Origin of the sequence: Neorhizobium sp. DAR64872/K0K18 (assembly GCF_050500175.1) — a bacterium.
In the GTDB taxonomy this organism is placed as follows: Bacteria; Pseudomonadota; Alphaproteobacteria; order Rhizobiales; family Rhizobiaceae; genus Neorhizobium; species Neorhizobium soli.
Genome location: NZ_CP191445.1, coordinates 469080 through 493012, shown reverse-complemented (window position 1 = coordinate 493012; position 23933 = coordinate 469080). Strand labels below are relative to the sequence as shown.

Sequence of the window (23933 nt, the reverse complement as noted above, 5' to 3'; positions counted from 1 at the left end):
AGGAGATCATTCATGTGGTATTTTTCCTGGATCCTCGGCGTCGGCCTCGCCTGCGTCTTTGCCATCCTCAACGCCATGTGGTTCGAGATGAAGGAAGACCGGCGCCTCTCGGCGCTTCCGGACCCCTCAAACAGGCCAAAACGCAGCGCCGTCGGAGATCCGGCCGCATGAAACCGGATATGGTCGAGCGTCTCGCGGAAATGCCGGTTCCACGATACACATCCTACCCCACCGCCGCGGATTTCAGCGAGGCGGTGGGACCCAAGGAACAGGCCGCCTGGCTCGGCCAACTTGATCCGGCCGAACCGGTCTCTGTCTATCTGCACGTTCCCTATTGCCGGCAGCTTTGCCACTACTGCGGTTGCCATGCCAAGGCGGTGCGGAGGGCCGAGCCGGTCGAGGACTACCGGACCACGCTGGAGGCAGAGATCGCGCTGGTTGCCGCTCACCTGCCAGCCCGGCTGAAGATCGGCCGCATCGCCTGGGGCGGCGGCACGCCCTCCATTCTGGGCGAGGCAGGCTTGAGCTCCGTTCTCGGTATGCTCAAGAAGCATTTCGACCTGGAAGACGACTACGAGCATTCGATCGAACTCGACCCGCGGATGCTCGGGCGCGATCTTTGCCAAGCGCTCGGCCGGCTCGGGATCAACCGCGCCAGTCTCGGCGTCCAGGATCTCTACACCGTTGTGCAACAGGCAATCGGGCGGGAGCAGCCGGAAGAAAAGGTGGCCGCCGCCGTCCGCGACCTGCGCGACGCCGGCATTTCACGCATCAATTTCGATTTGATCTATGGTCTGCCGAACCAAACCCAGGAAAGCTTGCTGACGACCTGCCGTTCCGTCGTGGACCTTAATCCGGATCGCATCGCCTTTTATGGATACGCCCATCTTCCATCACGAAGGGCCAACCAGGGCCTGATCGATAGCGCATCGCTTCCTGGACCCATCGAGCGTTTGCAGCAGGCAAGCGCGATCGCGTCTTTCTTCATCCGCGCGGGCTATCAGGCGATCGGCATCGATCATTTTGCCAAGCCTTCCGATCGACTGGCGGCTGCCGCAAGAGAAGGTCGGCTCCACCGCAATTTTCAAGGCTACACGGACGACGATCGCCCGACCCTGCTGGGGTTCGGGTGCTCTTCCATCTCGCGGCTCCCCGGTGGCTACACGCAGTCGGAATCCGGTATCGAGGCTTACAAACGCCATATCGCGGAGGGGTCTCTACCCACACGACGCGGACATGCCTTTGTCGAGGACGATCATGAACGCGCGACAATCATCGAACGCCTGATGTGCGATTTCTCCGTCGATCTGGGACAGAATGCCGCCGGTTATGCCGACGAACTGGCCTTGCTGCGACCGTTCGCTCTGAGCGGTCTGTTGACGGTGAGGGCGAACCGCATCTCGATGACGGCAAAGGGGAGACCCTATGTTCGCACTGTTTCGGCGATCTTTGACCGGTTCAGAAGCCAGGGGCAAAATCTGTTCAGCCCGAGCGTATGAACGTCACCACTGAACGTCATCACTGACATAATGAATTTGAGGATTTCGGCTTGAGGAGCGGAAAGCGCGCCCTCACGAAAGGCAGACGGGATGAATATAAGAGAACTTGATTATCAGGAGTGCATGGCATTTCTTTCAAAAACCCGGATGGGGAGATTGTCCTGCGTCCTCGAAGGCCGCCCGTACACGGTTCCGATTTCTTTCATCATTGAGGACGACTGGTTCTACAGCTTCTCGCTCGAGGGCAAGAAGATCTCGTGGATGCGCGAGAATAACTCCGTCTGCATTCTGGCAGACGAAATCGCCAGTCCGCAACAATGGCGGACCGTGATCGCGAATGGGCAGTTCAAGGAATTCGATCAGGCTGCCGAATGGGCGAAGTATGCGCGTGCATGGTCTCTTCTGCAGTCCAGCAACGCAACCTATTGGTTGCCTGGAGGACTGAAAACAGCAGCGGCCGGGGTGCAAAACAAACCCGTCTACTATGGAATTCGGATCGAAAGCGTCTCGGGGAGAGAGGCCTATCTCCCGACCGAAACCGGACGTGTGTCCGGCATGCATCCGCATTGATGCGCGCGATGTCGCCCGGCTCACGCGCCAGCCGGGCGACATCAAAGCCGTCCGGCTTCGGCTGCCGCCAGACTTAGACTGGCGCTACTCTGCGGGGTGCTGCTTGCGCGAGTGGAACCGTCCCTTCAGCCAGACCAACAGATCATCCAGGAATGTGAACACGACTGGGATGACCAGCAAGCTCAGGAAGGTTGAGGTGATGAGGCCGCCGATCACCACGATGCCCATCGGCTGGCGGAAGCTTGAATCGCCGGATACGAGGCTGAGGGCGGCGGGCAGCATGCCGCCCGCCATGGCGATCGTCGTCATCACGATCGGCCGCGCCCGCTTGTGGCAGGCATCCACCAGCGCGTCATAGCGTGACATACCGGCGCGCCGCGCCTCGATCGCGTATTCGACGAGCAGGATCGAGTTTTTCGACACGATGCCCATCAGAAGCAGCAGGCCGATGACCGCAGGCATCGAGAAGCTTGTTCCCGTCAGCACCAGTGGCAAGAGCGCGCCGCCGAGAGCCAGCGGCAAGGCCATCAGGATCGTGACCGGCTGCAGGAAGTCATGGAAAAGCAGGACCAGCACCGCGTAGACGCAGAAGATGCCGATCGCCATCGCCAATCCGAAACTGCTGAACAGCTCGCTCTGGCGCTTCAACTCTCCCTGCTCGACGAATTTCACGCCCTGCGGCAGGTTCTTGTAGCCGGGAAGCTGCGCTGCCTCGTTCGTCACTTCCGAAAGGCTCCGGCCGTTGAGCTCGATCGTGAGCGAGACGTTGCGCGACCGGTCGAGCCGGTCGATCTGGCTGGGGCTGGAGCCTAGCGATATGTCGGCGATGGCGCCGAGCGCGACATTGCCGTCCTTGCCCTCGACCGGGATGAGCGACAGCGCATCCAGCGATTGCCGGCTCGCCGTGTCGAGCATGACCCGGATGGGGACCTGGCGTTCCGGCAGGTTGAGCTTCGACAGGGCCGCATCATAGGCGCCGGCCGTTGCGACCCGAATGGCGTCGGCGATCGCCTTCGAGGTCACACCCAGAGATGCGGCTTCCGCGAGATTAGGGCGGATGGTGATCTCCGGCGATTGGGTCGCGGCCGACGAGGTCACGTTGCCGATGCCGGGCAGCGTGCGCAGGTCGGACTCGAGGCTGGCGGCCGCTTTTTCCAGAAGGTCGGAATCGTCGCCGGCCAGCGTCAGCGTCAGCTGCGTACCATTGCCGCCGGATCCGATCTCAAGACGGACGCCGGGCAAGGTTTCCAGCGCCTTGCGCAAATCCGCTTCGATCTGAGATTGCTTGACGTCACGGTCGTCGATCGACGTGAGGTTGACGACGAGCGTCGCACTGTTGGTGCTGGCATTCGAGGTGCTGTTCATCCCGCCCGTGGAGGCCGTGCCCGTTGCCTGGAAAACCGAGGTAACGTGGTCGACGCCGGCAATGACCGCGGACGCCTTTCGCGCCGCTTCGTCGGTCGATTCAATGGTCGAGCTTGGAGGCGTCGTGATCGTGACCTGGGTCTGGCTGCTATCGGAAGCCGGAAAGAACCCGGTCGACAGATGGCTGAGCAGCAGGATCGTGAAGGCCAGAAAGCCGACCGTGCCGAGGACCGGTATCCAGCGCCGACGAAGCGCGCCTTTGACGGCCCAGAGGTAGGACCGCATCAGGCGACCGTCGCCTTCGTGTGTCTTGCCGCTCGGCTTCATGATGTAGGCCGCCATCATCGGCGTCACCAGACGCGCGACCAGAAGCGAGGCGAGGACGGCGACGGAGGCCGTGATGCCGAACTGCTTGAATATGATGCCGGGAATACCGCCCATGAAGGCTGTCGGCAGGAACACGGCGACCAGGGTGAAGGTGGTGGCGATCACGGCGAGGCCGATCTCGTCGGCCGCTTCCATGGCTGCATCCATGGGGCTTTTCCCCATGTTGAGATGTCGCTCGATATTCTCGATCTCGACGATCGCATCGTCGACCAGGATCCCGACCACAAGAGACAGCGCCAGAAGCGTGATCGTGTTCAGTGTATAGTCGAGGAGATACATCACGAGGAACGTCGGGATGATCGACAAGGGCAAGGCAACAGCGGCCAAAAGCGTCGCCCGCCAGTCACGCAGGAAGAGCCAGACCACGAAGATTGCAATCAGCGCGCCCTCATAGACCATATGCATCGACGATTCGTAGTTCTGCTCGATCGGTACGATCGTGTTGTAGGCCTCCTCGATCGTCACTTGCGGATTTTCTGCCGCGAACGACTTCATCTGTTCGCGGATACTGTCCGTGACGGCAACGTCCGAGTAGCCCTTGGACCGCTTGATCTGCGCGGCAATCACCGGCTTGCCGTTGATATAGGCAAGCGAGCTGAGATCGCGGTGGGAATCGGTGACCGTGCCGAGTTCGTCCAGCCGAACCCAGTTTCCCGCCGGCAATGGTATCGGCAGTGCGCGGAGCTGTTCAACGCTGCCGACGGCCGCCAGCGTTCGGACAGACTGGCTTTCGCCGCCGATCCGCCCCTTGCCGCCCGACAGGTCAGACTGCACTGAATCGAGCTGCCCGTTGACGTCGTTTGCAGACAGACCGAGGCCATCGAGCAGATTGGCGTTGAGTTCGACGCGGACCTCCCGGTCGACACCGCCCAGGCGCCCAACTTCGCCGACGCCTTCGACAGCCATCAGGGCACGCGACATATTGTTGTCGATGAACCAGGAGAGTTCGGCCGCATCCAGCGTGTCTGACCGCACCACGTAGGTAATCAGCGGCGATGCATTCAGCGACTGTTTGGAAACCGTCGGTGCGTTCATTTCTTCCGGCAAGTCGTCCTGCGCCTGATCGACGGCGCTCTTTACCTCGTCGAGTGCCTCTTGCGTGTTCTTTCCAACTTCGAAGGCGACGGAAATACTGACGGAACCATCGGTGACCGTCGTGGTCACGGAATCGAGCCGTGTCAGTCCCGTCAGTTCGTCTTCGATCTTGCGGGCGACCTCGGTCTCAAGCTGTGAGGCTGCGGCCCCGTCGAGCGACGCACTGATCTCGATCGTCGGAAGATCCATGTCGGGAAAGTTCTGGATGTCGAGACGGTTGAACGCCCACAGGCCGCAGGCCGTCAGCAGGACGAACAGCAGGATTGGCGGAACGGGATTGCGGATGGACCAGGAGGAAAAATTCACTTCGTCGCCTCCGTCTCGGCTGCGGCGACCGTATCGACCACCCGCACCACGGAACCGTCCGCAAGAAACGCGCCGCCGGAGACGACGACTTCCTCGGTCGTGTCGATCCCCGATACGATCTCGACCCGGTCGCCTTGCCGCCGGCCGGTCTCGACGCGCTTGCGGGTTACCGTCGGCTGATCTGTCGCGTTGAGGACGAACGCGTAGGAAAAGCCGTCCCTCAGGGTGACGGCCGTTGCCGGAACTGTCAGCGCATCGGTGGCGCTGAATTCGAAATTGCCGCTGACGAGTATGCCGGTCTTCGGTTGTGGCATTCCGACTGCGGGCTGCAGGGCGACATAGACAGTGACCCGACCGTTGGCGGTCGAGCTCGTGGGCGAGACAAGCCGCACCTCGCCACGGACATCGCCGAGCGGCGTTGGGATGACCGCTTTGGTGCCTTCCTTGACATCGGCCAGCCGCTTGACCGGCAGCTCCGCCTGCCACTCGATGCGATTCTGGCGGATCAGCTTGAACAGTTCGTCGCCGGCGGTCACCACTTTCCCAAGCGACGCGGACCGTTCAGAGATCACGCCATCGTCGTTCGCGTAGACCTTCGTGCGGTCAAGGGTCAGCTGCACGGACGCCAGCGCGGCCTTCGACGACGCAAGGGCTGCTTTCGACTTGCGCTCCGTGATCAGATACTCCGTCGTCTGCTGGGCGGAGATCGCACCGGAGCCGGTCAGCCCGCGGGCACGGTCGGCATTCGCGACCGCCTGATCGAGATCGGCCTTTGCCTGCTCGACGCTTGCCTGCTGTTGCTCGAGCTCGGCCTGCGCGGTTTCGGCGTCGAATTGCACCAGCAACTCACCTTTCTTTACCGTCGCTCCCACATCCGCATTGATGCCGATGATGCGCAATCCACTGACTTCGGCCGAGATCACCGCTTCATGCCAGGCCGCAAGCCGCCCGCTTGCCGGAATGAGCACCGGCCACTGGGAAACCTCCGGTTTCGTCACGCTGACCGTGAGGGCGGCCGCGCCGGCGGTCGTCTGCGTCGCGTCCTGTGCCCGGCCTGCGGGCGTGAAAGCAAGACAGACGACGCAGGCAAGCGCCATCGTCGTGAGCGGGTGTGATGTTTTAAGCATTAGTTGAGTTCCCGTGCAGAAGAGGCAGCGGCGGTCGGAATGGACCAGCCTCCGCCAAGCGCTTTGTAGAGGGCGATCCAGTATTGGACGGCGTCGCGCCTGATTTCGATGAGAGTGATGGCCGCCGATTGCGCCGATCGGCGGGCTTCTTCGCGGTCGAGAATGCTGACGCCTCCGGACGCCCAGTTCTGGTCGACCGCGCGAAAATAGCGCTGATAGTTGTCGGCAGCGCTTTTTGCGTCGGCAATCCGCCGCAGCGCCGTGTCGACCCGCAACAGCGCCGTCTCGACTTCGGCAACGGCGCCAAGCACGCCAGACATATAGTTCGCAACCGCGATATCGTAGTCGGCAACCGCACTGCGCACAGCCGCCCGTCGTGCACCGCCATCCAGCAACGGCACCGACAGCGCCGGTCCGAAGGACCAGGGAACGGACCGGCCGGTCACGCTGGACTGGCTGATCGAGATTGATCCGCTGAGGCTGAGGCTGGGGTAAAGATCGGCCTTCGCCGCGCCGACGTCCGAAATCGTTGCGGCGACTTCAGCCTCCAGCGCATTGACGTCGGGCCTCTGTCGCAGGACGTCGGCAGGCACGGCAGTGATCCGCACCGCAGATGGCTGCGGAATACGCCGTTTGCCCTGATCGAGTAGCCGGCGGACCGCCGGTTCGTCTCCGCCCGTCAATTGTGTGATCGATTTGATCAAAATCTCGCACTCGCCGCGTTGGGCCGTCAGGCTTGACGAGGAGGCAGCAGCGCTTGCCCGTGCCAGCGCCAGGTCAGCTGTGGACGTAAAGCCTGACTGTGCCGACCGTTCCGTGGCGCGGATGGTGGCCGTCTGCGATGCAAGCTCGTCGCGGTAGAGGCGCTCCAGTTCGCGGCAGGCGCGGTACTGGACATAGTCGTCGCCCACTTCGGCGGCAATCGAAACGCGGGCATCGTGCCAGGACCAGACTTCGCCAGCGGCCCGCGATGCAGCGGCGCGCACCTGCTTCTTGGTCTTGCCGAACAGATCGACTTCCCAGGCGGAATCAAGCCCACCGCTTTTTGTCGTCCCGGCGGTCAGCCTGTTATTGTCGTTACCCTTATTGCCCTCACGGCTCGCCGATGCAGAGCCGTCGAGCGATGGGAAAAGCCCTGAGGCGGTGCTGTCGAGCGTGGCGCGCGCCTTGTCGATATTCGCCACCGCTTGCTCGATGGTCGGGTTTTCGCGGTCCGCCATGTACAACAAGGCGTCCAGCGAGGGATCCTTGAAGCTTGCCCACCAAGTCACGAGATCGGCTGTTCGACCGCCATGCGGAAGCGTCGCGTGCCAGAAGGCGGCAACAGCTGGCGTCGCCGGCTTGAGAGTGCCAAGGCTCGTGCAGCCGGTAAGCAAGGCCGCGACGGCCAGGACTGGTAGAACTGAAGAAAGAGTGCTGCGCATCGATTGGACACCGCCTTAACTGAAGGCCGCAGTATAGGGATCGCCATGTTAATGTCGGTCAAGAGCAGGTTAAGTTAGGTAAAACTGCTGTCTTCGCAGCCTCAAGGTCGTAAAGCTGAATTTATCGAAGGAGCAAGAGCAGGGCATGACCAAGCTACTATTGATCGATGACGATGCCGAGCTGACCAACCTGCTGGGCGAGTATCTGACAGAGGAAGGCTTCGCCGTCGAAACGACTGCGGATGGTCGCGTCGGCGTGGCCGAGGCCATGTCCTCCTCGACGGATCTGATCGTGCTCGACATCATGATGCCGCGGATGAACGGCATCGAGGTTCTCCGCAAGATCCGGCAGGTGAGCGACGTGCCGGTGCTGATGCTGACCGCGAGGGGAGACGATATCGACCGCATCGCCGGCCTCAATCTCGGCGCAGACGATTACGTCTCAAAGCCCTGTTCGCCGGGAGAGCTGGCCGCCCGCATTCGCGCCATCCTGCGCCGCTCGGGCCGAACCGAGCGGGACGGCACCGTCAATGAGATCAGGACGGGCGAACTGGTGCTTTATCCGTCGAACCGCAGGGCGATGTGGCGGGCGGCACCCCTGGAACTGACCGGAACCGAGTTCAGCCTGCTGGAAGTGCTTGCCCGCTCCTCCGGCCAGCTCGTCTCCAAGCAGGAGATATCGTTGCGGGCGTTTGCCAAGCCGCTCACCGCGTTCGATCGCCGGATCGACGTCCACATCAGCAGCATCCGGCAGAAACTCGGCGCCCGCCCGGATGGGCAGCCCTGGATCCAGGCCGTGCGCGGCCGTGGCTACCAGTTGCTGGAAGGCTGACCATGCATCGCCTGTTCTGGAAATTCTTCACCGTCGTCTGGTTGGCCATGGCCGGCTCGATTGCGATCCTGTTTGCGATCAGCACGCTGTTCCAATCACCGTTCGAGGAGGAGGTTGCTGGCCGGGAACTTAGCCTGACGCTGGAGACCGCAGCCCAGGTGCTCCAGTCGGATGGCCTGGAGGCGACGGCCAGGCTGGTGGCGGCGGTTCGGCGGACCGGTCGCGACATCCCGGTTACCGTCACGACCGACGGGCCGGCGATCGATTGTGCCGAACAAAATGAGGAGGCGCTCGTTCGGACCGCCGTGCGCGACGGAGAGTGTTATCGCCTGGAAATTGCCGGCGCAGCGCCGAGCATGATGGCTAAAACCTGGCCTCGGGCTGTTCCGTGGCTGGCAGCCCTTCTTGCGGCAGCAGCTGCGGCCTATTGGCTCGCCCGCTATTTCATTACCCCGGTCGAGCAGCTGCGCTATGGGCTGCGCTCGCTTGCTAGGGGAGAACTGGACGTGCGGATCGCCCACAAGATCGGCGCCAAACGCGACGAGATCGCGTCGCTGGCGCACGATCTGGATATCACCGCTGCCCGGTTGCAGGAGCTCCAGATGGCTCAGCAGCAGCTGTTCCACGATATTTCACACGAACTGCGCTCGCCTTTATCGCGTCTGCAAGCTGCTATCGGCGTTTTGCAACAGAACCCCGTACGGCTGGCGGTGATGATCGAGCGGATGAGCCGCGAGGTCGAGCGGCTCGACGAACTGGTCGGCGAAATCCTCACTCTCGCCCGGCTGTCGGATCGCGATACACCGAGGTTCGAGCGGCAGACGCTCGACCTTGTCGATCTCCTGCGTGAGATTGTGGACGATGCCGGCTTCGAGGGACAGGCACGCGGGGTAACCGTCCAGTATGAGGGCGTCGACACATTCGTGGCTTCCGTCAACGGCGAGCTGATCTACCGCGCGCTGGAAAATGTGATCCGCAACGCCATTACCCACACGGGACCAAGCACCGCTGTCCGTGTGACGTCCAAGGTCTTGGACCGGAAGCTGATCGTGACCGTCGAGGACGACGGCGAGGGTGTGCCGGAGACGGAACTGGAGGCGATCTTCAAGCCGTTTTCGCAAAGTTCAACCGTCACCACCCGTTCCGGCTTCGGCCTTGGGCTTGCCATTACCCGGCGTGCGGCGGAATGGCACGGCGGGGGCGCAAAGGCAGAAAACAGACCGGCCGGTGGTCTGTCCGTCCAAATCACAATTCCGACCTGTGCTGCCCCACGAAAGCTTGTGGCAGCAAATTAATCGCCCATTACGGTTCGGCCTTGGCAAATCGGTGCCGCCGACTACTTCACCCGGGAGTCGACAACGACAAGGAGACACACAGGATGACCGCCATTCGCCGCATCGTCTTGGCAAGCCGACCGACCGGTCAGCCCGAGGCTGAGAATTTCCGCATCGAGAATTTCGAACTCCCGGAAGCAGCAGAAGGAGAGGTCACCTTGCGATGCCTCTATCTTTCGCTCGACCCTTACATGCGCGGTCGCATGAGCGACGCAAAGTCTTATGCAGCGCCCGTTCCCATTGATGGCGTTATGGAAGGCGAAACGATCTGCGAAGTGGTGAAGTCTCGCCACACAGCCTTTTCGCCCGGCGATATCGTTCGTGCTCGGACCGGATGGACGACCAATGCGGTTGTCCACGGAGATACCCTGACTCGTGTCGAAACGCACGGCGCAACGCTGACGACGGCACTCGGCGTGCTGGGAATGCCCGGCTCGACCGCCTGGAGCGGAATGAAGTTCATCGGGAAGCCGAAGCAAGGCGAGACCGTCGTTGTCGCCGCTGCCTCCGGGCCTGTCGGTTCGCTGGTCGGCCAGCTTGCGAAACTTGCCGGGGCGAGGGCAGTCGGGATTGCCGGCGGACCGGACAAATGTGCGTATGTGAAAGATGGCCTCGGCTTTGACGCCGTTGTCGATCACCGCTCGAAAGATTTTGCGTCCGATCTCGCTGCTGCATGCCCTGACGGCGTCGATGTCTATTTCGAAAATGTCGGCGGGCACGTTTGGGACGCCGTCCTGCCGCTGCTGAACCAGTTTGCCCGTGTCCCCGTCTGCGGGCTTGTCGCGCACTACAATGGCGCCGGATCTGCGGAAACGGACAGGCTTCCGATCACCATGTCGGCGGTTCTGAGGCGCAGCCTTCTCATCCGCGGCTTCATCCAGACTGAATTCATCAGCCACTTTGGAGACTTCCTCGATGAGGTCGGCCCGCGCGTCGCGTCCGGCGACATAAAGTATCGGGAAGATATCGTTGACGGCCTCGAACGTGCGCCCGAGGCTTTCATCGGCATGCTCACCGGCGGCAATTTTGGAAAGCTGATCGTGAAGATCGCTGACTGACTGGCTCAAGCAGCCTAATCCGGCCATGAATTCGCCGTGTGTAACAAAGACTAGACCCCGGACCGTGGCAGCACCGTCCGGGGTCTTCAAAGCCAGGCCTCCCTCTAATTTCAGCTTGAATGATGCACTCGCGTTCCGGTCGACTGGCCAGGTGGTGCAGGCGAATTTAGCGTGGGTTTCAGCCAGTTGAGTTCGGCAACATTTCGTGGCATCTACCGGCACCATTCACCTTTCGAAAGTCGCTGGTTACGATGCAGTATTCCGTATTGACGCGGCGATGGATCTCGGCTGCGATTGTCGCGATCGTGTCCGCTCAGCTCGTTGCCTGTGCCAACAGGCCTTCGGCCTCTGTTCTCGATCCGGTCGCGGTCAACCCGGCATCCAGCCGTCAGCTTACCGTCCTTACTGCGACGAACCGGTCGCGGGACGGCGACGGATACTCGTCCCGCCGTAACGCAGATCCGGCCTTCGAAACGTTCACGGTCGCAATCCCGCCCTCGCACCGCCCGCCGAAGATCGAATGGCCTGTCGGTAAACCCGACGCGTCGACGGACATGGTTGTTTCCGAAAGACGCTCTCTCGACCAAAAACAGTTTCTGGCGTTGGCGGACGCGCCCAACAAGGATGGGGCGGTTGGCATCTTTGTCCACGGGTATAACTATACGTTCCAGGAGGGTCTGTACCGGCTCGCGCAGGTCGCCGCCGATTCCAAGACGGATGGAAAGCCCGTCCTTTTCTCTTGGCCGTCGCAGGGATCCCTTGCCGGATATCTAGCGGATCGTGACGCGGCCCTGGCTTCGCGTGACACCCTGGTCTGGCTCGTCAAATCGATGGCAGCCAAACGCGATGTGAAACGGGTCATCCTGTTCGGGCACAGCATCGGCGGCTTCCTGATCATGGAAACACTTCGCCAGCTGAAGCTGGAAGGCCGCGGCGACGTCCTCGACAAGTTGGTCGTCGTGCTCGCGGCTCCAGACATTGACGACGATCTGTTCAGGTCGCAGCTGGAGGTCGTTGGGCGGATGCGTACCCCCATCACGCTGTTTGTTTCCAAGGACGACAAGGCGCTCAAGATCTCCAGTTTCATCAGCGGCGAGAAACCGCGCGCGGGATCGCTCAATGTTGATAGCCCTTCGGTGCGCGACGCAGCCTTGCGCTATGGTCTGCGGATCATCGACATCTCGTCGGTCAAGGCAGCAGATGGGGTCGGGCACGACCGGTACGCCAATCTCGCACAACTGGGTCCGCAGCTTGCGCAGGCGGGTGGCGGGGCGGTTTCGGTGCCGGAGGCGGGCGCCTTCGTCTTCGACGTCGCGGCATCGGTCATTTCAAGTCCGTTCAGATTGGCAGGCGCGGTCGTCGGCGGGCGCTGAGCTTGCGGTTTCTGGCGATAGACCGGGGAAGAATGCTTGATCCTTCTCTCTCATTCTTGTGTCCGTGCGTGGTCGCACTTGTCGATTGTCACCCTATGTTGCGTGTGTTGAACCGAGAGACACCGATTTGCGCCGAGCATTCCACTTCCTCGCCCTGACGGGCGTTTTCATCGTCATTCTACTCGTCTCGGCGTGGTCATCGCTGGCACTGTGGTACCGTCTGCCATTGCCAATCCCGGCAAGAGCGATGTTCGCTGCGCTGTTTGCCGCTCTCGGTGTCTGGACCATCGTCTCTGTGATCCGCCACCGATGGCGGGCTCCGACGGGCGTGTTCTCGGTGGCCTTCGCGATCGTGCTTTCGTGGTGGTTCACGCTCGCGCCCCCTGCGGTAGGAGACTGGTCGCCGGACGTTGCGCGACAGGTCACCGGAACGATTTCGGGCGACACGTTGACCCTGAACGGTGTGCGGGACTTCACCTGGAGAAGCGATACGGACTATACCGAAAACTGGAAGACCAAGACGTATGATCTGACGACGCTGACGTCGGTTGATCTCTTCATGTCCTACTGGTCGGGACCACTGATGGGCCACATGCTGGTCAGCTTCGGCTTCTCGAGTGGCGAGCACGTCGCCTGGTCCGTCGAGGTCCGTCGCCAGCGCGGCGGCGCGTTTTCGCCGATCGCCGATCTCTTCAAGGCCAATCCGCTCGTGATCGTCGCGGCAGAGGAACGGGATATCATCGGGGTTCGCTCTATTGTGCGCGGTGAGGACGTCCAGCTCTACCGGGTAAACGTCTTGCCGCAGACAGCACGCAACCTCCTGGTCGCCTATGTCGAGGATGCAAACAGGCTGTCCCGCCAGCCGCAGTGGTACAACTCGCTGATGACGAACTGCACGACTGCGGTTGTGGCCATCGTCAGAACGCTTGGAGGCACGGTCCCTCTCGACTGGCGGCTGTATGTGAACGGCTATCTACCCGAATACGCCTACGATCAGGGCATCCTCGACACTGGGTCCCCGATGGCGGTGCTCAGGAAGCAGTCCCATATTGCCGAGAAAGCCAAGGCGGCGGGCATGTCCGAGGACTTTTCAGAGGCGATCAGGCGAGATCGGGTAACCGAACCGCCTGCAACGAACTAGACGCAGCACCGGGAGCCTGTCACCTTACGCCGTACAGGCGTTAAGCGTCTGCCAGACATCGTAGGCCGAGATCACCGTCTCCATCTGCGCCGTATGGCCCGTGACGAAATCGTCGCCGTAGATAGTCTCGTCAGGATATTCGGTGATCAGCGTCAGCGGTACGGTATGGCGATCGTCGACGGACGACAGGCACGGGAAGCCGTTGATGATGCGGAAACCCGTCTCGCCGGCATGGGTTTCGTAGAGTACGATCTGGCGATTGTTGTAATCGAGAATGCCTGGAATTGCGCCGAGATGGCGGGTGACGTGGTCGAGTATGGCTTCGGCCTGCTGCGTCCAGCCGGCGTGGTGGCGCATGATCAGGAAGAAACCCTTCGGCAGCGTCCACATGCCAAAACCGCGCGGCACGTAGCCGGAGAGCGGCCGCGTCCATTCATGCGACGGATAGCCGTGCAGGTTGATATGCAGCTGGGCCTTGCTCAGTTCCTGCGCCGTGAAGCGGATTGCCTTCTCGTTCAGATGCGCGCCGGAGTTTTCCAACGTCCGGTATTCGAGATCGTCGCCGAGCGCCGTGTAGCGGGCGGCGTGATGCATGTGGCGCGGGTTATCGACACGCAGGCGCTGGTGCAGCGCGTAGCCATCCGGGTTCTCGATCGGCGAGATGGTGAAATGGGCGCCGGCACGCTGCTTGAGCGCACGGGCAGCGCGAATGGCACCGACAATGCCGGTCGTCTCGTTCGGATGCTGGCCGCCGCTGATCATGACCGCCGTGTCGCTGCCACGCACATAGTGCGCCGAGAGAACGCGGCCGGAGCGCGACCGGGCATCGAATTCCTCTCCGCCGATGTCCGACAGCAGTCTCGACATCTGCGCAACGGCCGGTGGTTCGCTGGCCGTATCGATCTCCTGTTCGGGGCCATCCCTAAAACCTGTGCTCAGCGGCCGGGTTTCGACACGCACGCTGATCTCACCGTTGCTGCGCACGATCTCCGGCACGATCTGGCCGGGCTTCAGGCCACGGTCGCCGAGCGGACGTCCGGACTTCTTCTGGAATAATTCCAGCAGCGAGAAATAAAAATCCTCGTGCAGGGCCTCGCGGAGGCTGACGACCTCGTCGCCAACCGCCAGCGGCATGTCTTCCGCCGGATGGGAAACGGCGATGTTGAGTTCTTCGAAATAGGGTTCTTCGTTGCCCCAGTCGTGGTTTGCGATCGCGTCGATTGCGAGGCTGAACAGGCGCTCGTAATCCGTCTCCAAGCGCTCGCCGGTCGCGCCATCGCGGCTGATCCAGCCGGTCGGGGAGAGATTGGTTTCCCCGACCGCATCGGTATGCACGCGGTTCGGCGCCTGGACCTTCAGCGTTTCCGTCTGGCCGTTGCGGGTGAGCGTGACGTCATAGACCAGTTCGTCATCTTCCCGCGCGATGAACGCGATATCAGCGTCTCCGACAAGTGCCGCAAGCGGATAGGCCTCGAGCCGGAAACGGTTGGCCGGGGCGTCCGCATGTATGGGATAACGCACCTCGATCGCTGTGACGCCTTCAAGGTCGATCTCTTCCAAAAACGCGAACAGAAGCGGCTTGTGGGCGCTGTGGATCCGCGCCATGACGCCCTTGTCCTTCAACGCCTGTTCGGCGGCACGACGGCTTTTCGCATCGTCGAATGTCCAGGCGTCGATGGACTGCCCGGGCGTCGCGCTTGCAACCAGCGTGTCGAGCGTACGCTCCAGTTTGGTTTCAAAGATCGAAGTCATGACGCTTAACCCTTGTTGATTGCCGTGCTGGTTATCGGGACGTGCGGCCGGTCGGATCGAGGCTGTCGCGCAGCCAGTCTCCGAGAAGGTTGAGCCCGAGCACCGTGAGCAGGATCGCAAGACCCGGGAAGACGCTGACCCACCATGCGGTCTGCAGATAGGTTCGGCCATCGGCGAGCATGCCGCCCCAGCTTGGAATGGTGGGATCGACGCCGAGACCGAGGAAGGTCAGGCTGCTTTCGAGCAGAATGTTGTTGGCAACGTTGAGCGTCATCAGAACGATCACCGGTCCGATCAGGTTCGGCAGCAGGTGCTGGATGATGATGCGCCAGTCCTTCACCCCGATCGCGCGGGCCGAGAGGACGAACTCGCGCTCCCTCAGAGTCAGCACCGAGCCGCGCACCAGACGGGCATACTGCACCCATTGCGATACAATCAGAAGGATGATCGTGTTGGTCAGGCTTCCGCCGACGATGGCGATGAATGTGATAGCGAGCAGAATGAACGGCATCGCGAGCTGCAGGTCGGCAAAACGCATCACCAGCATGTCCCAGAAACCGCGGTAATAGCCGGCAATCAGGCCTACCAGCACGCCGAAGACGACGGCGCCGATGACGGAGGTGAAGCCGACCAGGAGCGAGATCTTTCCGCCGGCAACGACACGCGCCAGCACGTCGCGGCCCAGCGGATCGGTTCCGAACGGGTGAGCGGCGGTCGCAAAGGGTTTGGCAAGCCGTGCCATCAGGTCGATCTTGTCGGCGCCGCCCGGAAACAGCAGGTCGGAAAACAGCACTGCGAGGCAGATGACGACGGTGAGGGACATGCCGAGAACGAATTCAAGGCTCGCGAAGCGCCAGCGGCTAGAGGTTTTGGTTGCCATTGCCGGTTACTCCGTGCGGATGCGGGGATCGACGAGGCCATAGGCGATGTCGACCAGAAGGTTGATGCCGACGATCATCAGCGACAGAACGGTGATGACGGCCTGAAGCACGGGAAAGTCGCGGGCGCCGACGGCGTCGAAGGCAAGCGTGCCCAGTCCCGGCCAGTTGAAGACACGCTCGATGACGACGATGCCGCCGAGCAGGCCACCGAACTGCAGGCCGAAATAGGTGATCAGCGGAATGGCGCAGTTGCGCAGCGCGTGCTTGTAGAGAACCTTGCTCTCGCTCAAGCCTTTGGCGCGCGCGACCATGATGTATTGCGACTGCAGCGTTTCCAGCATCGAGGTGCGGACAAGACGCACATTCGTCGCGGTCAGGATCACGCCCATGGTGACGGCCGGCATGACATAGCTCGAAAAGCCCGACATGCCGCTTGGCGGCAGCCAGCCGAGCGTGATGGAGAACAAGAGGACCAGCATGGTGGCGAGCCAGAAATTCGGAAACGACAGGCCGATCAGCGAGAAGATGCGGATGGCCTGGTCGGCAGCCTTGCCGCGCGAGGTGGCAGCCTTGATGCCGAGCGGGATCGAAAGCGCGATCGACACGAACATCGAGATAAAGGCGAGCAGCAGGGTCGCCGGCAGGGCATTGCCGATCAGCATCGAGACCGACGTGCCGCCGGAAAAGCTGCGGCCGAAATCGAGCGTGACCAGCCCCTTCATGAACGTCCAGTACTGGACGAGGAACGGCTGGTCGGTTCCGAGCGCTGCGCGAATGCGCGCCAGATCGTCTTCCGTCATGCTGCCGCCGCCCTGGAACATCGTGACGGCCGGATCACCGGTCAGGCGAATGGCGAACGAGACGATGAGCGTGATGGCGATGACGACGAAAATCGCCTGTAGCAATCGCTTGATGAGGAAACCGGCCACTGTGTTGTCCTTAAAGAGAAGTTCGGCCCCGCCCGGGTTGGCCCGGGCGGGGTGGCTTTTCAGATGACTACTCGACGGTGACGTCGGTCAGCTTCAGGCGGTTGTCCGGGGGCGCGATGAAGCCCTTGACCCGCTTGTTGATGCCGAAGATGGCGTTGCTGTTGTAGAGCGGCAGTTCGAGCGCGCGTTCCGACGCATAGGCGCCGACTTCCCGCAGGATCTTTTCGCGGGCCGCACGGTCGGTCAGCGGACGCTGCGATTCCAGCAGCTTGTCCAGCTTTTCGTCCTTGTCGTACGGGTTCCACTTTTCACCCGAGTGGTACATCGAGTAGGCGGTGTTGTCGTAGTCGAAGGTCCAGCCGCCCCACTTCTGCTGGAACATCGCGCCGGTCTTGCCCTGCGGGATGATGTCGTTCAGCAGAACGTTGGTCTCGTAAGGCTTGATGGTGGCGGTGATGCCGACCATCGACAGGTAGCTGGAAATGACCTGCGCCACTTCGTTCATCGTCGCATCATTGCCGCGGATATCGATCTGCAGCGTCGCACCAGCCTTCACGCCGGCCTCTGCCAGCAGCTTCTTGGCACCGGCCGGATCATAAGGGATTGCCTTGAGATCAGGATCGAAGCCGAAGGAAAGCGCGCTCTGGAAGCTGGTGATCTCGGAGGCCTGGCCGGCGAGGATCGACTTGACGATCGTGCCGCGATCGACAGCCATGATGATCGCCTTGCGCACCTTCGGGTCGGCTGTGATGCCGTCACGGGTGTTGAAGCGCAGCGCGTCGACGGTCGGGCCGGGAACGGAAACGATTTCCAGCTTGTTGTCGCCTTCGATGACCGGCAGCATGCCGATCGGAATGGTCGGCGGGATCACCAGATCGACGCGGCCAGCCTGCAGTTCGGCAACAGCGGTTGCCGGCTCAGCGATAAAGCGGAACTGGAGTTCCGACAGTTTCGGCGCGCCGCCCCAATAGTCGGCATTGGCTTCGAGCTTGATGTCGACCTTGGGCTGGTAGGATACGAACTTGAACGCGCCCGTGCCGACCGGGTTGAGGTTGAAATTGTCCTCACCCTTTTCCTGGATGTATTTCGGCGGAACGATCATCGCGCCGTAACCGGCGAGCTTGGTCAGAAGAACCGGATCGGCAGCCTTGAGCTTCAGGTCGACCGTATAGTCGTCGATGACGTCGATGCTCTCGATCGAGATGTAGTTCGAACGCTGCGGTCCCTTGGCACCCTGTTCGCCGAGAAGGCGCTCGAAGGTGAACTTGACGGCGGCTGCGTTGAAGGGCTCGCCGTTGTGGAACTTCACGTTCTGGCGCAGCTTGAAGCGGATCCGCTTGCCTTCGTCGAGTTCTTCCCAGGATTCAGCGAGACCCGGAACAAGCTTCAGGTCCGGACCGCGATAGGTCAGACCGTCGAAGATGTTCGTGGCAACGGCTGCCCATTGTACCAGAAACGTATCGATCGGATCCCAGCTGCCCGGATCCTGCGGGCTCGAAATGGTCAGCTTTCCGGCAGCGAACGCAGGCGCCGACGCAAAGGCAGTCGAGAGCGCAAGCGCCACTGCGGTCGCCTTCAGTCCCCGTTTGATTGTTGTCATTGATCTGTTCCTCTTCAGATGGTTGCGATTGTGTCGCTGGTTTCAGGCGCTCTTCGCGACGAAGTGGCCTGGATTGATTTCCTCGTGCACGAGGATGGCGGGCTCGTCACCGACGCGCCTCACCGGATTGGGAATTTCGCCCTCGATCATCGCCGACTGGCGGGCAACGGTCGGATCGGCGACCGGTACCGCGGACAGAAGGCGACGGGTGTAATCGTGGGCAGGCGTCTCGAAAACCTGGCGTCGTGAGCCAAGTTCCATGATCTGGCCGAGAAACAGAACCGCGACGCGGTGGCTCATTTTCTCGACCACGGCCATGTCATGGCTGATGAACAGGTAGGCGAGACCGCGTTCGGCCTGCAGATCCATGAACAGGTTGATGATCTGTGCCTGGATCGACACGTCGAGCGCCGACAGCGCCTCGTCGGCAATGATCAGCTTCGGATCGGAGGCGAGCGCGCGGGCAATGCAGACGCGCTGCCGCTGGCCGCCGGAAAACTCGTGCGGATAACGGGTCGCGACGTCGGAGGTGAGGCCGACACGCTCCAGCAGTTCGTCGACGCGGCGGCGGACGGCCTTGGCATCGGAGATAAGGCTGTGTGTGTTGATCGGCTCTGCGATCGAGAAGCCGACGGTCTTGCGCGGGTCGAGCGAGGCGAACGGGTCCTGGAAGATGTACTGCACATCCTGGCGCAAGCGGAATCGCTCGGCAGCGGACATCGACGAGAAGGTTCGGCCATTGAAGGCAATGTCGCCGGACATGGCAGACTGAAGCTGCTGGATCGTCCGGCCGATCGTCGACTTGCCCGATCCGCTTTCGCCAACCAGTGCCAGCGTCTCACCGGGGTTGATGTCGAAACTCACTTTCTGCACGGCGCTCAAGCGATGGGTGGCCTTGCCGAACAGGTTCTTCTTGATGTCGAAGCGGACGTAGAGATCCTTGACGGACAGGAGCGGCGTTGCGCCATTCTTGACCGTGTCCTGGATCCGCTCCACGCCGACGACGGTCGGCTTGCCATCCTGCAAAATGGTCAGTGGCAGACGCTTCGGGAAAGCCTCTCCCATCATGCTGCCGAGCTTCGGCACGGCCGAAAGCAGGGCCTGAGTATAGGGATGCTGCGGGTTGGCGAAGATCTCGCGAACCGGACCTTCCTCGACTTTCTTACCCTTCCACATGACGACGACATGGTCTGCCATTTCGGCAACGACGCCCATGTCATGGGTGATGAACACCATGCCCATGCCGAGGGTCTTCTGCAGATCGCGCATGATGTTGAGGATCTGCGCCTGGATGGTGACATCAAGCGCAGTCGTCGGCTCGTCGGCAATCAGCAGCTTCGGGCGGCAGGCAAGCGCCATCGCGATCATCACACGCTGCCGCATGCCACCGGAAAGCTGGTGCGGATAGCGGGTCAGAAGTTCTTCAGAGTCGGGCAGTCGCACCATGTCGAGCAGCCGGCCGGCCTCAGTCAGGGCCGCGCTCTTGCTCATCTTCTCGTGCAGGACAAGCACTTCGCAGATCTGGTCGCCGATGGTGAAGACCGGGTTGAGCGAGGTCATCGGCTCCTGGAAGATCATGGCGATCTCCTTGCCGCGGACCGACCGCATCTCTTTCTGACTAGCTTGCAACAGGTCGCGGCCGTTGAACATGATACGACCGGACGCATAATTCGCACCCATCATGTCGGCGAGACGCATGGTCGACAGCGAGGTCACCGACTTGCCCGAACCGGACTCGCCGACCACGGCAACGGTTTGCCCGGCCTCGACCGTAAACGACAGGTCGTCGACCACGCGGCTTGCGCCGAATTCGACGCTCAGGCCCTCGACCAACAGGAGCGGCTTGCTGTTTTCGGTCATGCTCATGTCCGCGTCTCCGTCGGGCTATTGGTTCCGGCATTGTCCGGGGCAATGCGGGCAATGACTGCGCCGGCAGTCTGGGAGGATCCGGCCTTCGCCAGAAGGCTGATGATGCCGGTAACAGGTGCGGTGACGGCGGTTTCCATCTTCATCACGTCCATCATGGCGAGAACCTCGCCCTCTCGGACGGCTGCACCATCCTCGACATTCCATTGCACCAGCAGGCCGGGAACCGAGGCGCGGACCGCGCCGGCATCATTATTGGCAGCTTCCGGTCCGGCGCTCGATGCCGTCGAAGGCATCTGGCCCAACAGGCGAAGAAAAGTATCGGGAATGCCGATCTCGACACGTTTGCCGTCGATCTCGACATGGCCGCGAAGAAGCCCGCTGGCGGGTGCCGGGGCAGGGCGGGCAGCGTCTTCGAGCGTCTCGGCGAAATCCGTTTCGATCCAGCGCGTGTGGACGCGGAAGTCCGCGCTCGAGAAATCCGCGTGGTCGAGCACTGCGCGGTGGAACGGCAGGACCGAAGGCACGCCTTCGATCGCAAATTCGCTGAGCGCACGGCGGGCACGGGCAATGGCCTGGTCGCGGGTCGCACCCCAGACGATGAGCTTGGCTGCCAGCGAGTTGAACATCGGCGGAATTACCGAACCTGACGTGACGCCGCTATCAAGACGTACGCCTGGGCCGGACGGCGCCGTGAAATTCGAGATTTCGCCGGCGGACGGCAGGAAGCCGCGACCGGGATCTTCCATATTGATGCGGAATTCGATCGCGTGGCCACGCGGCTCCGGCATCGTGGTAACGCTGATCGGAAGCCCTTCGGCAATGCGGAACTGTTCGATGACGAGATCGAGACCAGTCGTCTCCTCGGTAACCGGATGCTCCACCTGCAGGCGGGTATTCACCTCGAGGAAGGAAATGACGCCATCGGCGCTGAGCAGGAATTCGACGGTGCCGGCACCGGTATATTCGGCCTCCGCGCAGATATCGCGCGAGGCCGCGTGGATCTTCTCACGCTGTTCATTCGACAGGAACGGTGCGGGCGCTTCCTCGACGAGCTTCTGGTTGCGGCGCTGCAGCGAGCAATCGCGGGTACCGACGACAACGACATTGCCGTGGCTGTCGGCCAGCACCTGCGCTTCGATATGCCTCGGGCGGTCCAGGAACTGCTCGACATAGCATTCACCGCGACCGAAGGCTGCGACGGCTTCCCGCGTTGCCGATGAGAACAGTTCCTCGACCTCATCGAGATCGCGCGCGATCTTCATTCCGCGTCCGCCACCGCCATGGGCCGCCTTGATGGCGATCGGCATGCCGAATTGGCGTGCGAAAGCCAGGGCCTCGGCAGGCGAGGTGATTGCGCCGTCGCTACCGGCAACCAGCGGCGCGCCGACCTTTTGGGCGATCGCGCGGGCCTGCAGCTTGTCGCCGAGCGCCTCGATCACGTGAGGGGCAGGGCCAATCCAGATCAGCCCGGCATCGATGACAGCCTTCGCAAATTCCGCGCGCTCGGAGAGAAAGCCATAGCCCGGATGCACGGCGTCAACGCCGGAGCGCTTGGCGACGGCGATCAGCTTGTCGATGTCGAGATAGGTTTCCCGGGCCGTGGCACCGTTCAGGGAATAGGCTTCGTCTGCCTGAGCCACGAACATCGCGTCTGCATCGGCATCCGCGTAAACGGCAACCGAGGTCAGGCCATAATCCTTGCAGGCCCGAATGATCCGCACCGCGATCTCGCCGCGGTTAGCTATCAGAACCTTCTTCATGGGTATTTTCCTACAATGGACCGGGGAGCGAAGGCGCTGATCGCGTTGAAACGGATCTTCGCTCCGACAGGGATCTGGCCTGCGAGATCGAGATGATGGCGGGCGACATTGGCAATGACCGGATAACCGCCGGTCAGCGGATGATCGGCAAGGAAGAGGACCGGCTGGCCGCTCGCCGGCACCTGAAGCGCGCCGCGCACGGTCGCCTCGCTCGGCAACTCTGCGTGGTTCTGGTGCTCCAGCGCTTCGCCTGAAAGACGGATGCCGACCCGGCTTGATTGCGGTGTCACCGACCATTCCTGGGACAGGAAATTCTCGACGGCGCTTTGTGTGAACCAGTCGGTGCGCGGCCCCATCACTACGTCGAGAACGACGGTCTCCACAGTGTCCGGCATGTCGAACGCCGGTAGTTCTGGCGCAGCAACGGTCGATCCCAGCACCGGCGGGTGAATTCCGATAACGGCGCCCGCGCCAAGTGCTGCAGGGCCGATCTGCGCCAGGGTATCCGTCGCCGCGCTCCCGAGAACCGGCGTCACGTCAAAGCCGCCGCGCAGGGCCAGATAGGAGCGCATGCCGGCCGTCGGCTGTCCGAGTGAAACGATGTCGCCATCATCGAGCGCGATCGCCTCGCCATGCGCTGCCGTCAGCTTTTTGCCCGCGGTGGTGGCGATCGTGATCGGCGCCAATGCACCCGTCACCGCCATCACGCCGCGGCCGCGCATGCGAAAACGGAAGCCGCCAAGGGAGATCTCCAGCGCCGGAGTGCCGACCGGATTGCCGACGAGGCGGTTGGCCGCCTTGAAACTGCTGCGATCGACTGCGCCAGATACGCTGATGCCCTGGTTTGCTTGACCAGCGCGGCCGAGATCCTGAAACAGGACCGGCAGGCCGACGGCCACAACCTCGATTGAGCAGTTTGAACAGCTTGCCGCAACAGGAGCAGTCGCAGTTCTCGCAGGGGCCGAAACTTCGTAGGCTTTGTCGGCCGCCATATCGCGAAAACGCACGCGACTTCCCGGCTGGAGAAGCGAGGCGGGTGCGCGATCGATATCGAACATGGCAAGCGGCGTCGTGCCGATCAGCTGCCAGCCGCCTGGGCTGGTCTTGGGATAGATGCCGCTGAATTCTCCGGCAAGGCCGACGGCGCCGGCTGGAACCCGTGTCCGGGGCGATTTGCGTCGGGGTACGTTAAGCCGCTGATCGCCGCCGGAGAGATAGGCGAAACCGGGCGCGAAACCGGTAAAGGCTGCGACATACTCACTTTCGCCGTGCAGGCGAATAACGTCCGCGACGCTCATGCCGAGGATGGTGGCAACTTCGCCAAGATCCTCGCCATCGTAACGAACTGGGATTTCGACCAGCGGACCAGACGCCGCCTTGCGCTCGCCACCCGCGAGTGCGGCAACCGCATCCGTCAGCGCATCGTTTGAAATCATACTAGGATCGAACGCAATCAGCAGCGTGCGTGCTGCCGGGATGATCTCGCGGATACCGTCGACTGGGTTGGTTTCCAGCGCATCGAACAGCGCCAGCGCCTCGGCCAGATCGGCGAGTTCGACCAGAATGCTGTCGTCACGCACGGGCAGAAAGCGCATGGATGTATCACGAGGCATGGACGGGGGAGCGATATG

At 62.0% G+C, this 23933-nt stretch carries 18 protein-coding genes; 8 read left to right on the top strand and 10 right to left on the bottom strand.

Annotated features, from left to right (window positions below; all coding sequences use genetic code 11):
• Positions 1-12 precede the first annotated feature (12 nt).
• The 3 genes from cydX to ACQY1P_RS02220 all read left to right on the top strand — a co-directional run bounded on the left by cydX (position 13) and on the right by ACQY1P_RS02220 (position 2069).
• The gene (gene cydX, locus ACQY1P_RS02230) at positions 13-171 is read left to right on the top strand and encodes a cytochrome bd-I oxidase subunit CydX (protein WP_062578213.1); all 159 of its coding nucleotides are present in this window, start codon (positions 13-15) and stop codon (positions 169-171) included.
• On the top strand, positions 168-1499 hold the full coding sequence (gene hemN, locus ACQY1P_RS02225; protein ID WP_430253780.1) for an oxygen-independent coproporphyrinogen III oxidase: 1332 nt from the start codon (positions 168-170) through the stop codon (positions 1497-1499). The genes cydX and hemN overlap by 4 nt, the downstream gene beginning before the upstream one ends.
• A gap of 123 nt (positions 1500-1622) precedes the next feature.
• Positions 1623-2069 carry a pyridoxamine 5'-phosphate oxidase family protein gene (locus tag ACQY1P_RS02220; RefSeq protein ID WP_430253778.1) on the top strand — a complete coding sequence of 149 codons (447 nt, stop codon included), beginning with the start codon at positions 1623-1625 and terminating at the stop codon, positions 2067-2069.
• An 84-nt stretch (positions 2070-2153) separates the two neighbouring features.
• Here ACQY1P_RS02220 and ACQY1P_RS02215 read toward each other — a convergent pair whose 3' ends face one another.
• Genes ACQY1P_RS02215 through ACQY1P_RS02205 form a run of 3 tightly spaced genes read right to left on the bottom strand, consistent with a single transcriptional unit; the run spans position 2154 to position 7773 of the window.
• A complete protein-coding gene (locus tag ACQY1P_RS02215; protein WP_430253776.1) occupies positions 2154-5222 on the bottom strand; it encodes an efflux RND transporter permease subunit in 3069 nt (1022 codons plus the stop codon).
• Entirely contained in the window at positions 5219-6349 is a 1131-nt protein-coding gene (locus tag ACQY1P_RS02210; protein WP_430253774.1) for an efflux RND transporter periplasmic adaptor subunit, read from the bottom strand. Before ACQY1P_RS02210 ends, ACQY1P_RS02215 begins: the two co-directional genes overlap by 4 nt.
• The gene (locus ACQY1P_RS02205; protein WP_430253772.1) at positions 6349-7773 is read right to left on the bottom strand and encodes an efflux transporter outer membrane subunit; all 1425 of its coding nucleotides are present in this window, start codon (positions 7771-7773) and stop codon (positions 6349-6351) included. Before ACQY1P_RS02205 ends, ACQY1P_RS02210 begins: the two co-directional genes overlap by 1 nt.
• Before the next feature lie 145 nt (positions 7774-7918).
• On the opposite strand from ACQY1P_RS02205, the gene ACQY1P_RS02200 reads away from it, so the two are divergent.
• From ACQY1P_RS02200 to ACQY1P_RS02180, 5 genes are all read left to right on the top strand, one after another.
• Complete coding sequence (locus ACQY1P_RS02200; protein ID WP_062459393.1) at positions 7919-8605, top strand: response regulator transcription factor; 687 nt, start codon at positions 7919-7921, stop codon at positions 8603-8605.
• Positions 8606-8607: 2 nt separating this feature from the next.
• Entirely contained in the window at positions 8608-9900 is a 1293-nt protein-coding gene (locus tag ACQY1P_RS02195) for a HAMP domain-containing sensor histidine kinase (protein ID WP_062578202.1), read from the top strand.
• Positions 9901-9983: 83 nt separating this feature from the next.
• On the top strand, positions 9984-10997 hold the full coding sequence (locus ACQY1P_RS02190; protein ID WP_062578200.1) for an NADP-dependent oxidoreductase: 1014 nt from the start codon (positions 9984-9986) through the stop codon (positions 10995-10997).
• A gap of 251 nt (positions 10998-11248) precedes the next feature.
• On the top strand, positions 11249-12370 hold the full coding sequence (locus ACQY1P_RS02185; protein ID WP_184655454.1) for an alpha/beta hydrolase: 1122 nt from the start codon (positions 11249-11251) through the stop codon (positions 12368-12370).
• 127 nt (positions 12371-12497) lie between these two features.
• Positions 12498-13511: a DUF4105 domain-containing protein gene (locus ACQY1P_RS02180; protein ID WP_430253769.1), complete on the top strand. Its 1014-nt coding sequence runs from the start codon at positions 12498-12500 to the stop codon at positions 13509-13511.
• Positions 13512-13535: 24 nt separating this feature from the next.
• Here the strand turns inward: ACQY1P_RS02180 and ACQY1P_RS02175 are convergent, their stop codons facing one another.
• The 7 genes from ACQY1P_RS02175 to pxpB form a co-directional block, all read right to left on the bottom strand.
• Positions 13536-15263, bottom strand: coding sequence for a M14 family metallopeptidase (locus ACQY1P_RS02175; RefSeq protein ID WP_430253768.1), 1728 nt, complete (start codon positions 15261-15263; stop codon positions 13536-13538).
• A 31-nt stretch (positions 15264-15294) separates the two neighbouring features.
• Positions 15295-16143, bottom strand: coding sequence for an ABC transporter permease (locus ACQY1P_RS02170; RefSeq protein WP_062459423.1), 849 nt, complete (start codon positions 16141-16143; stop codon positions 15295-15297).
• 6 nt (positions 16144-16149) lie between these two features.
• Positions 16150-17073 carry an ABC transporter permease gene (locus ACQY1P_RS02165; RefSeq protein ID WP_092663235.1) on the bottom strand — a complete coding sequence of 308 codons (924 nt, stop codon included), beginning with the start codon at positions 17071-17073 and terminating at the stop codon, positions 16150-16152.
• Positions 17074-17140: 67 nt separating this feature from the next.
• Positions 17141-18673 carry an ABC transporter substrate-binding protein gene (locus ACQY1P_RS02160; RefSeq protein ID WP_430253766.1) on the bottom strand — a complete coding sequence of 511 codons (1533 nt, stop codon included), beginning with the start codon at positions 18671-18673 and terminating at the stop codon, positions 17141-17143.
• Between the two features lie 42 nt (positions 18674-18715).
• Complete coding sequence (locus ACQY1P_RS02155; protein WP_430253891.1) at positions 18716-20533, bottom strand: dipeptide ABC transporter ATP-binding protein; 1818 nt, start codon at positions 20531-20533, stop codon at positions 18716-18718.
• 2 nt (positions 20534-20535) lie between these two features.
• Positions 20536-22302 (bottom strand): acetyl/propionyl/methylcrotonyl-CoA carboxylase subunit alpha, encoded by a 1767-nt coding sequence (locus ACQY1P_RS02150; protein WP_430253764.1) that lies wholly within the window; start codon positions 22300-22302, stop codon positions 20536-20538.
• Complete coding sequence (gene pxpB / locus ACQY1P_RS02145) at positions 22299-23897, bottom strand: 5-oxoprolinase subunit PxpB (protein WP_430253762.1); 1599 nt, start codon at positions 23895-23897, stop codon at positions 22299-22301. Before pxpB ends, ACQY1P_RS02150 begins: the two co-directional genes overlap by 4 nt.
• Positions 23898-23933 lie beyond the last annotated feature (36 nt).

Excerpts from the sequence above, each read along its gene's own strand:
- ACQY1P_RS02190 (WP_062578200.1), top strand. The coding sequence starts at position 9,984 with ATGACCGCCATTCGCCGCATCGTCTTGGCAAGCCGACCGACCGGTCAG.
- pxpB (WP_430253762.1), bottom strand. The coding sequence starts at position 23,897 with ATGCGCTTTCTGCCCGTGCGTGACGACAGCATTCTGGTCGAACTCGCC.
- ACQY1P_RS02170 (WP_062459423.1), bottom strand. The coding sequence starts at position 16,143 with ATGGCAACCAAAACCTCTAGCCGCTGGCGCTTCGCGAGCCTTGAATTC.
- ACQY1P_RS02150 (WP_430253764.1), bottom strand. The coding sequence starts at position 22,302 with ATGAAGAAGGTTCTGATAGCTAACCGCGGCGAGATCGCGGTGCGGATC.
- ACQY1P_RS02205 (WP_430253772.1), bottom strand. The coding sequence starts at position 7,773 with ATGCGCAGCACTCTTTCTTCAGTTCTACCAGTCCTGGCCGTCGCGGCC.
- ACQY1P_RS02210 (WP_430253774.1), bottom strand. The coding sequence starts at position 6,349 with ATGCTTAAAACATCACACCCGCTCACGACGATGGCGCTTGCCTGCGTC.
- cydX (WP_062578213.1), top strand. The coding sequence starts at position 13 with ATGTGGTATTTTTCCTGGATCCTCGGCGTCGGCCTCGCCTGCGTCTTT.
- ACQY1P_RS02195 (WP_062578202.1), top strand. The coding sequence starts at position 8,608 with ATGCATCGCCTGTTCTGGAAATTCTTCACCGTCGTCTGGTTGGCCATG.
- hemN (WP_430253780.1), top strand. The coding sequence starts at position 168 with ATGAAACCGGATATGGTCGAGCGTCTCGCGGAAATGCCGGTTCCACGA.
- ACQY1P_RS02200 (WP_062459393.1), top strand. The coding sequence starts at position 7,919 with ATGACCAAGCTACTATTGATCGATGACGATGCCGAGCTGACCAACCTG.
- ACQY1P_RS02175 (WP_430253768.1), bottom strand. The coding sequence starts at position 15,263 with ATGACTTCGATCTTTGAAACCAAACTGGAGCGTACGCTCGACACGCTG.
- ACQY1P_RS02220 (WP_430253778.1), top strand. The coding sequence starts at position 1,623 with ATGGCATTTCTTTCAAAAACCCGGATGGGGAGATTGTCCTGCGTCCTC.
- ACQY1P_RS02155 (WP_430253891.1), bottom strand. The coding sequence starts at position 20,533 with ATGACCGAAAACAGCAAGCCGCTCCTGTTGGTCGAGGGCCTGAGCGTC.
- ACQY1P_RS02185 (WP_184655454.1), top strand. The coding sequence starts at position 11,249 with ATGCAGTATTCCGTATTGACGCGGCGATGGATCTCGGCTGCGATTGTC.
- ACQY1P_RS02160 (WP_430253766.1), bottom strand. The coding sequence starts at position 18,673 with ATGACAACAATCAAACGGGGACTGAAGGCGACCGCAGTGGCGCTTGCG.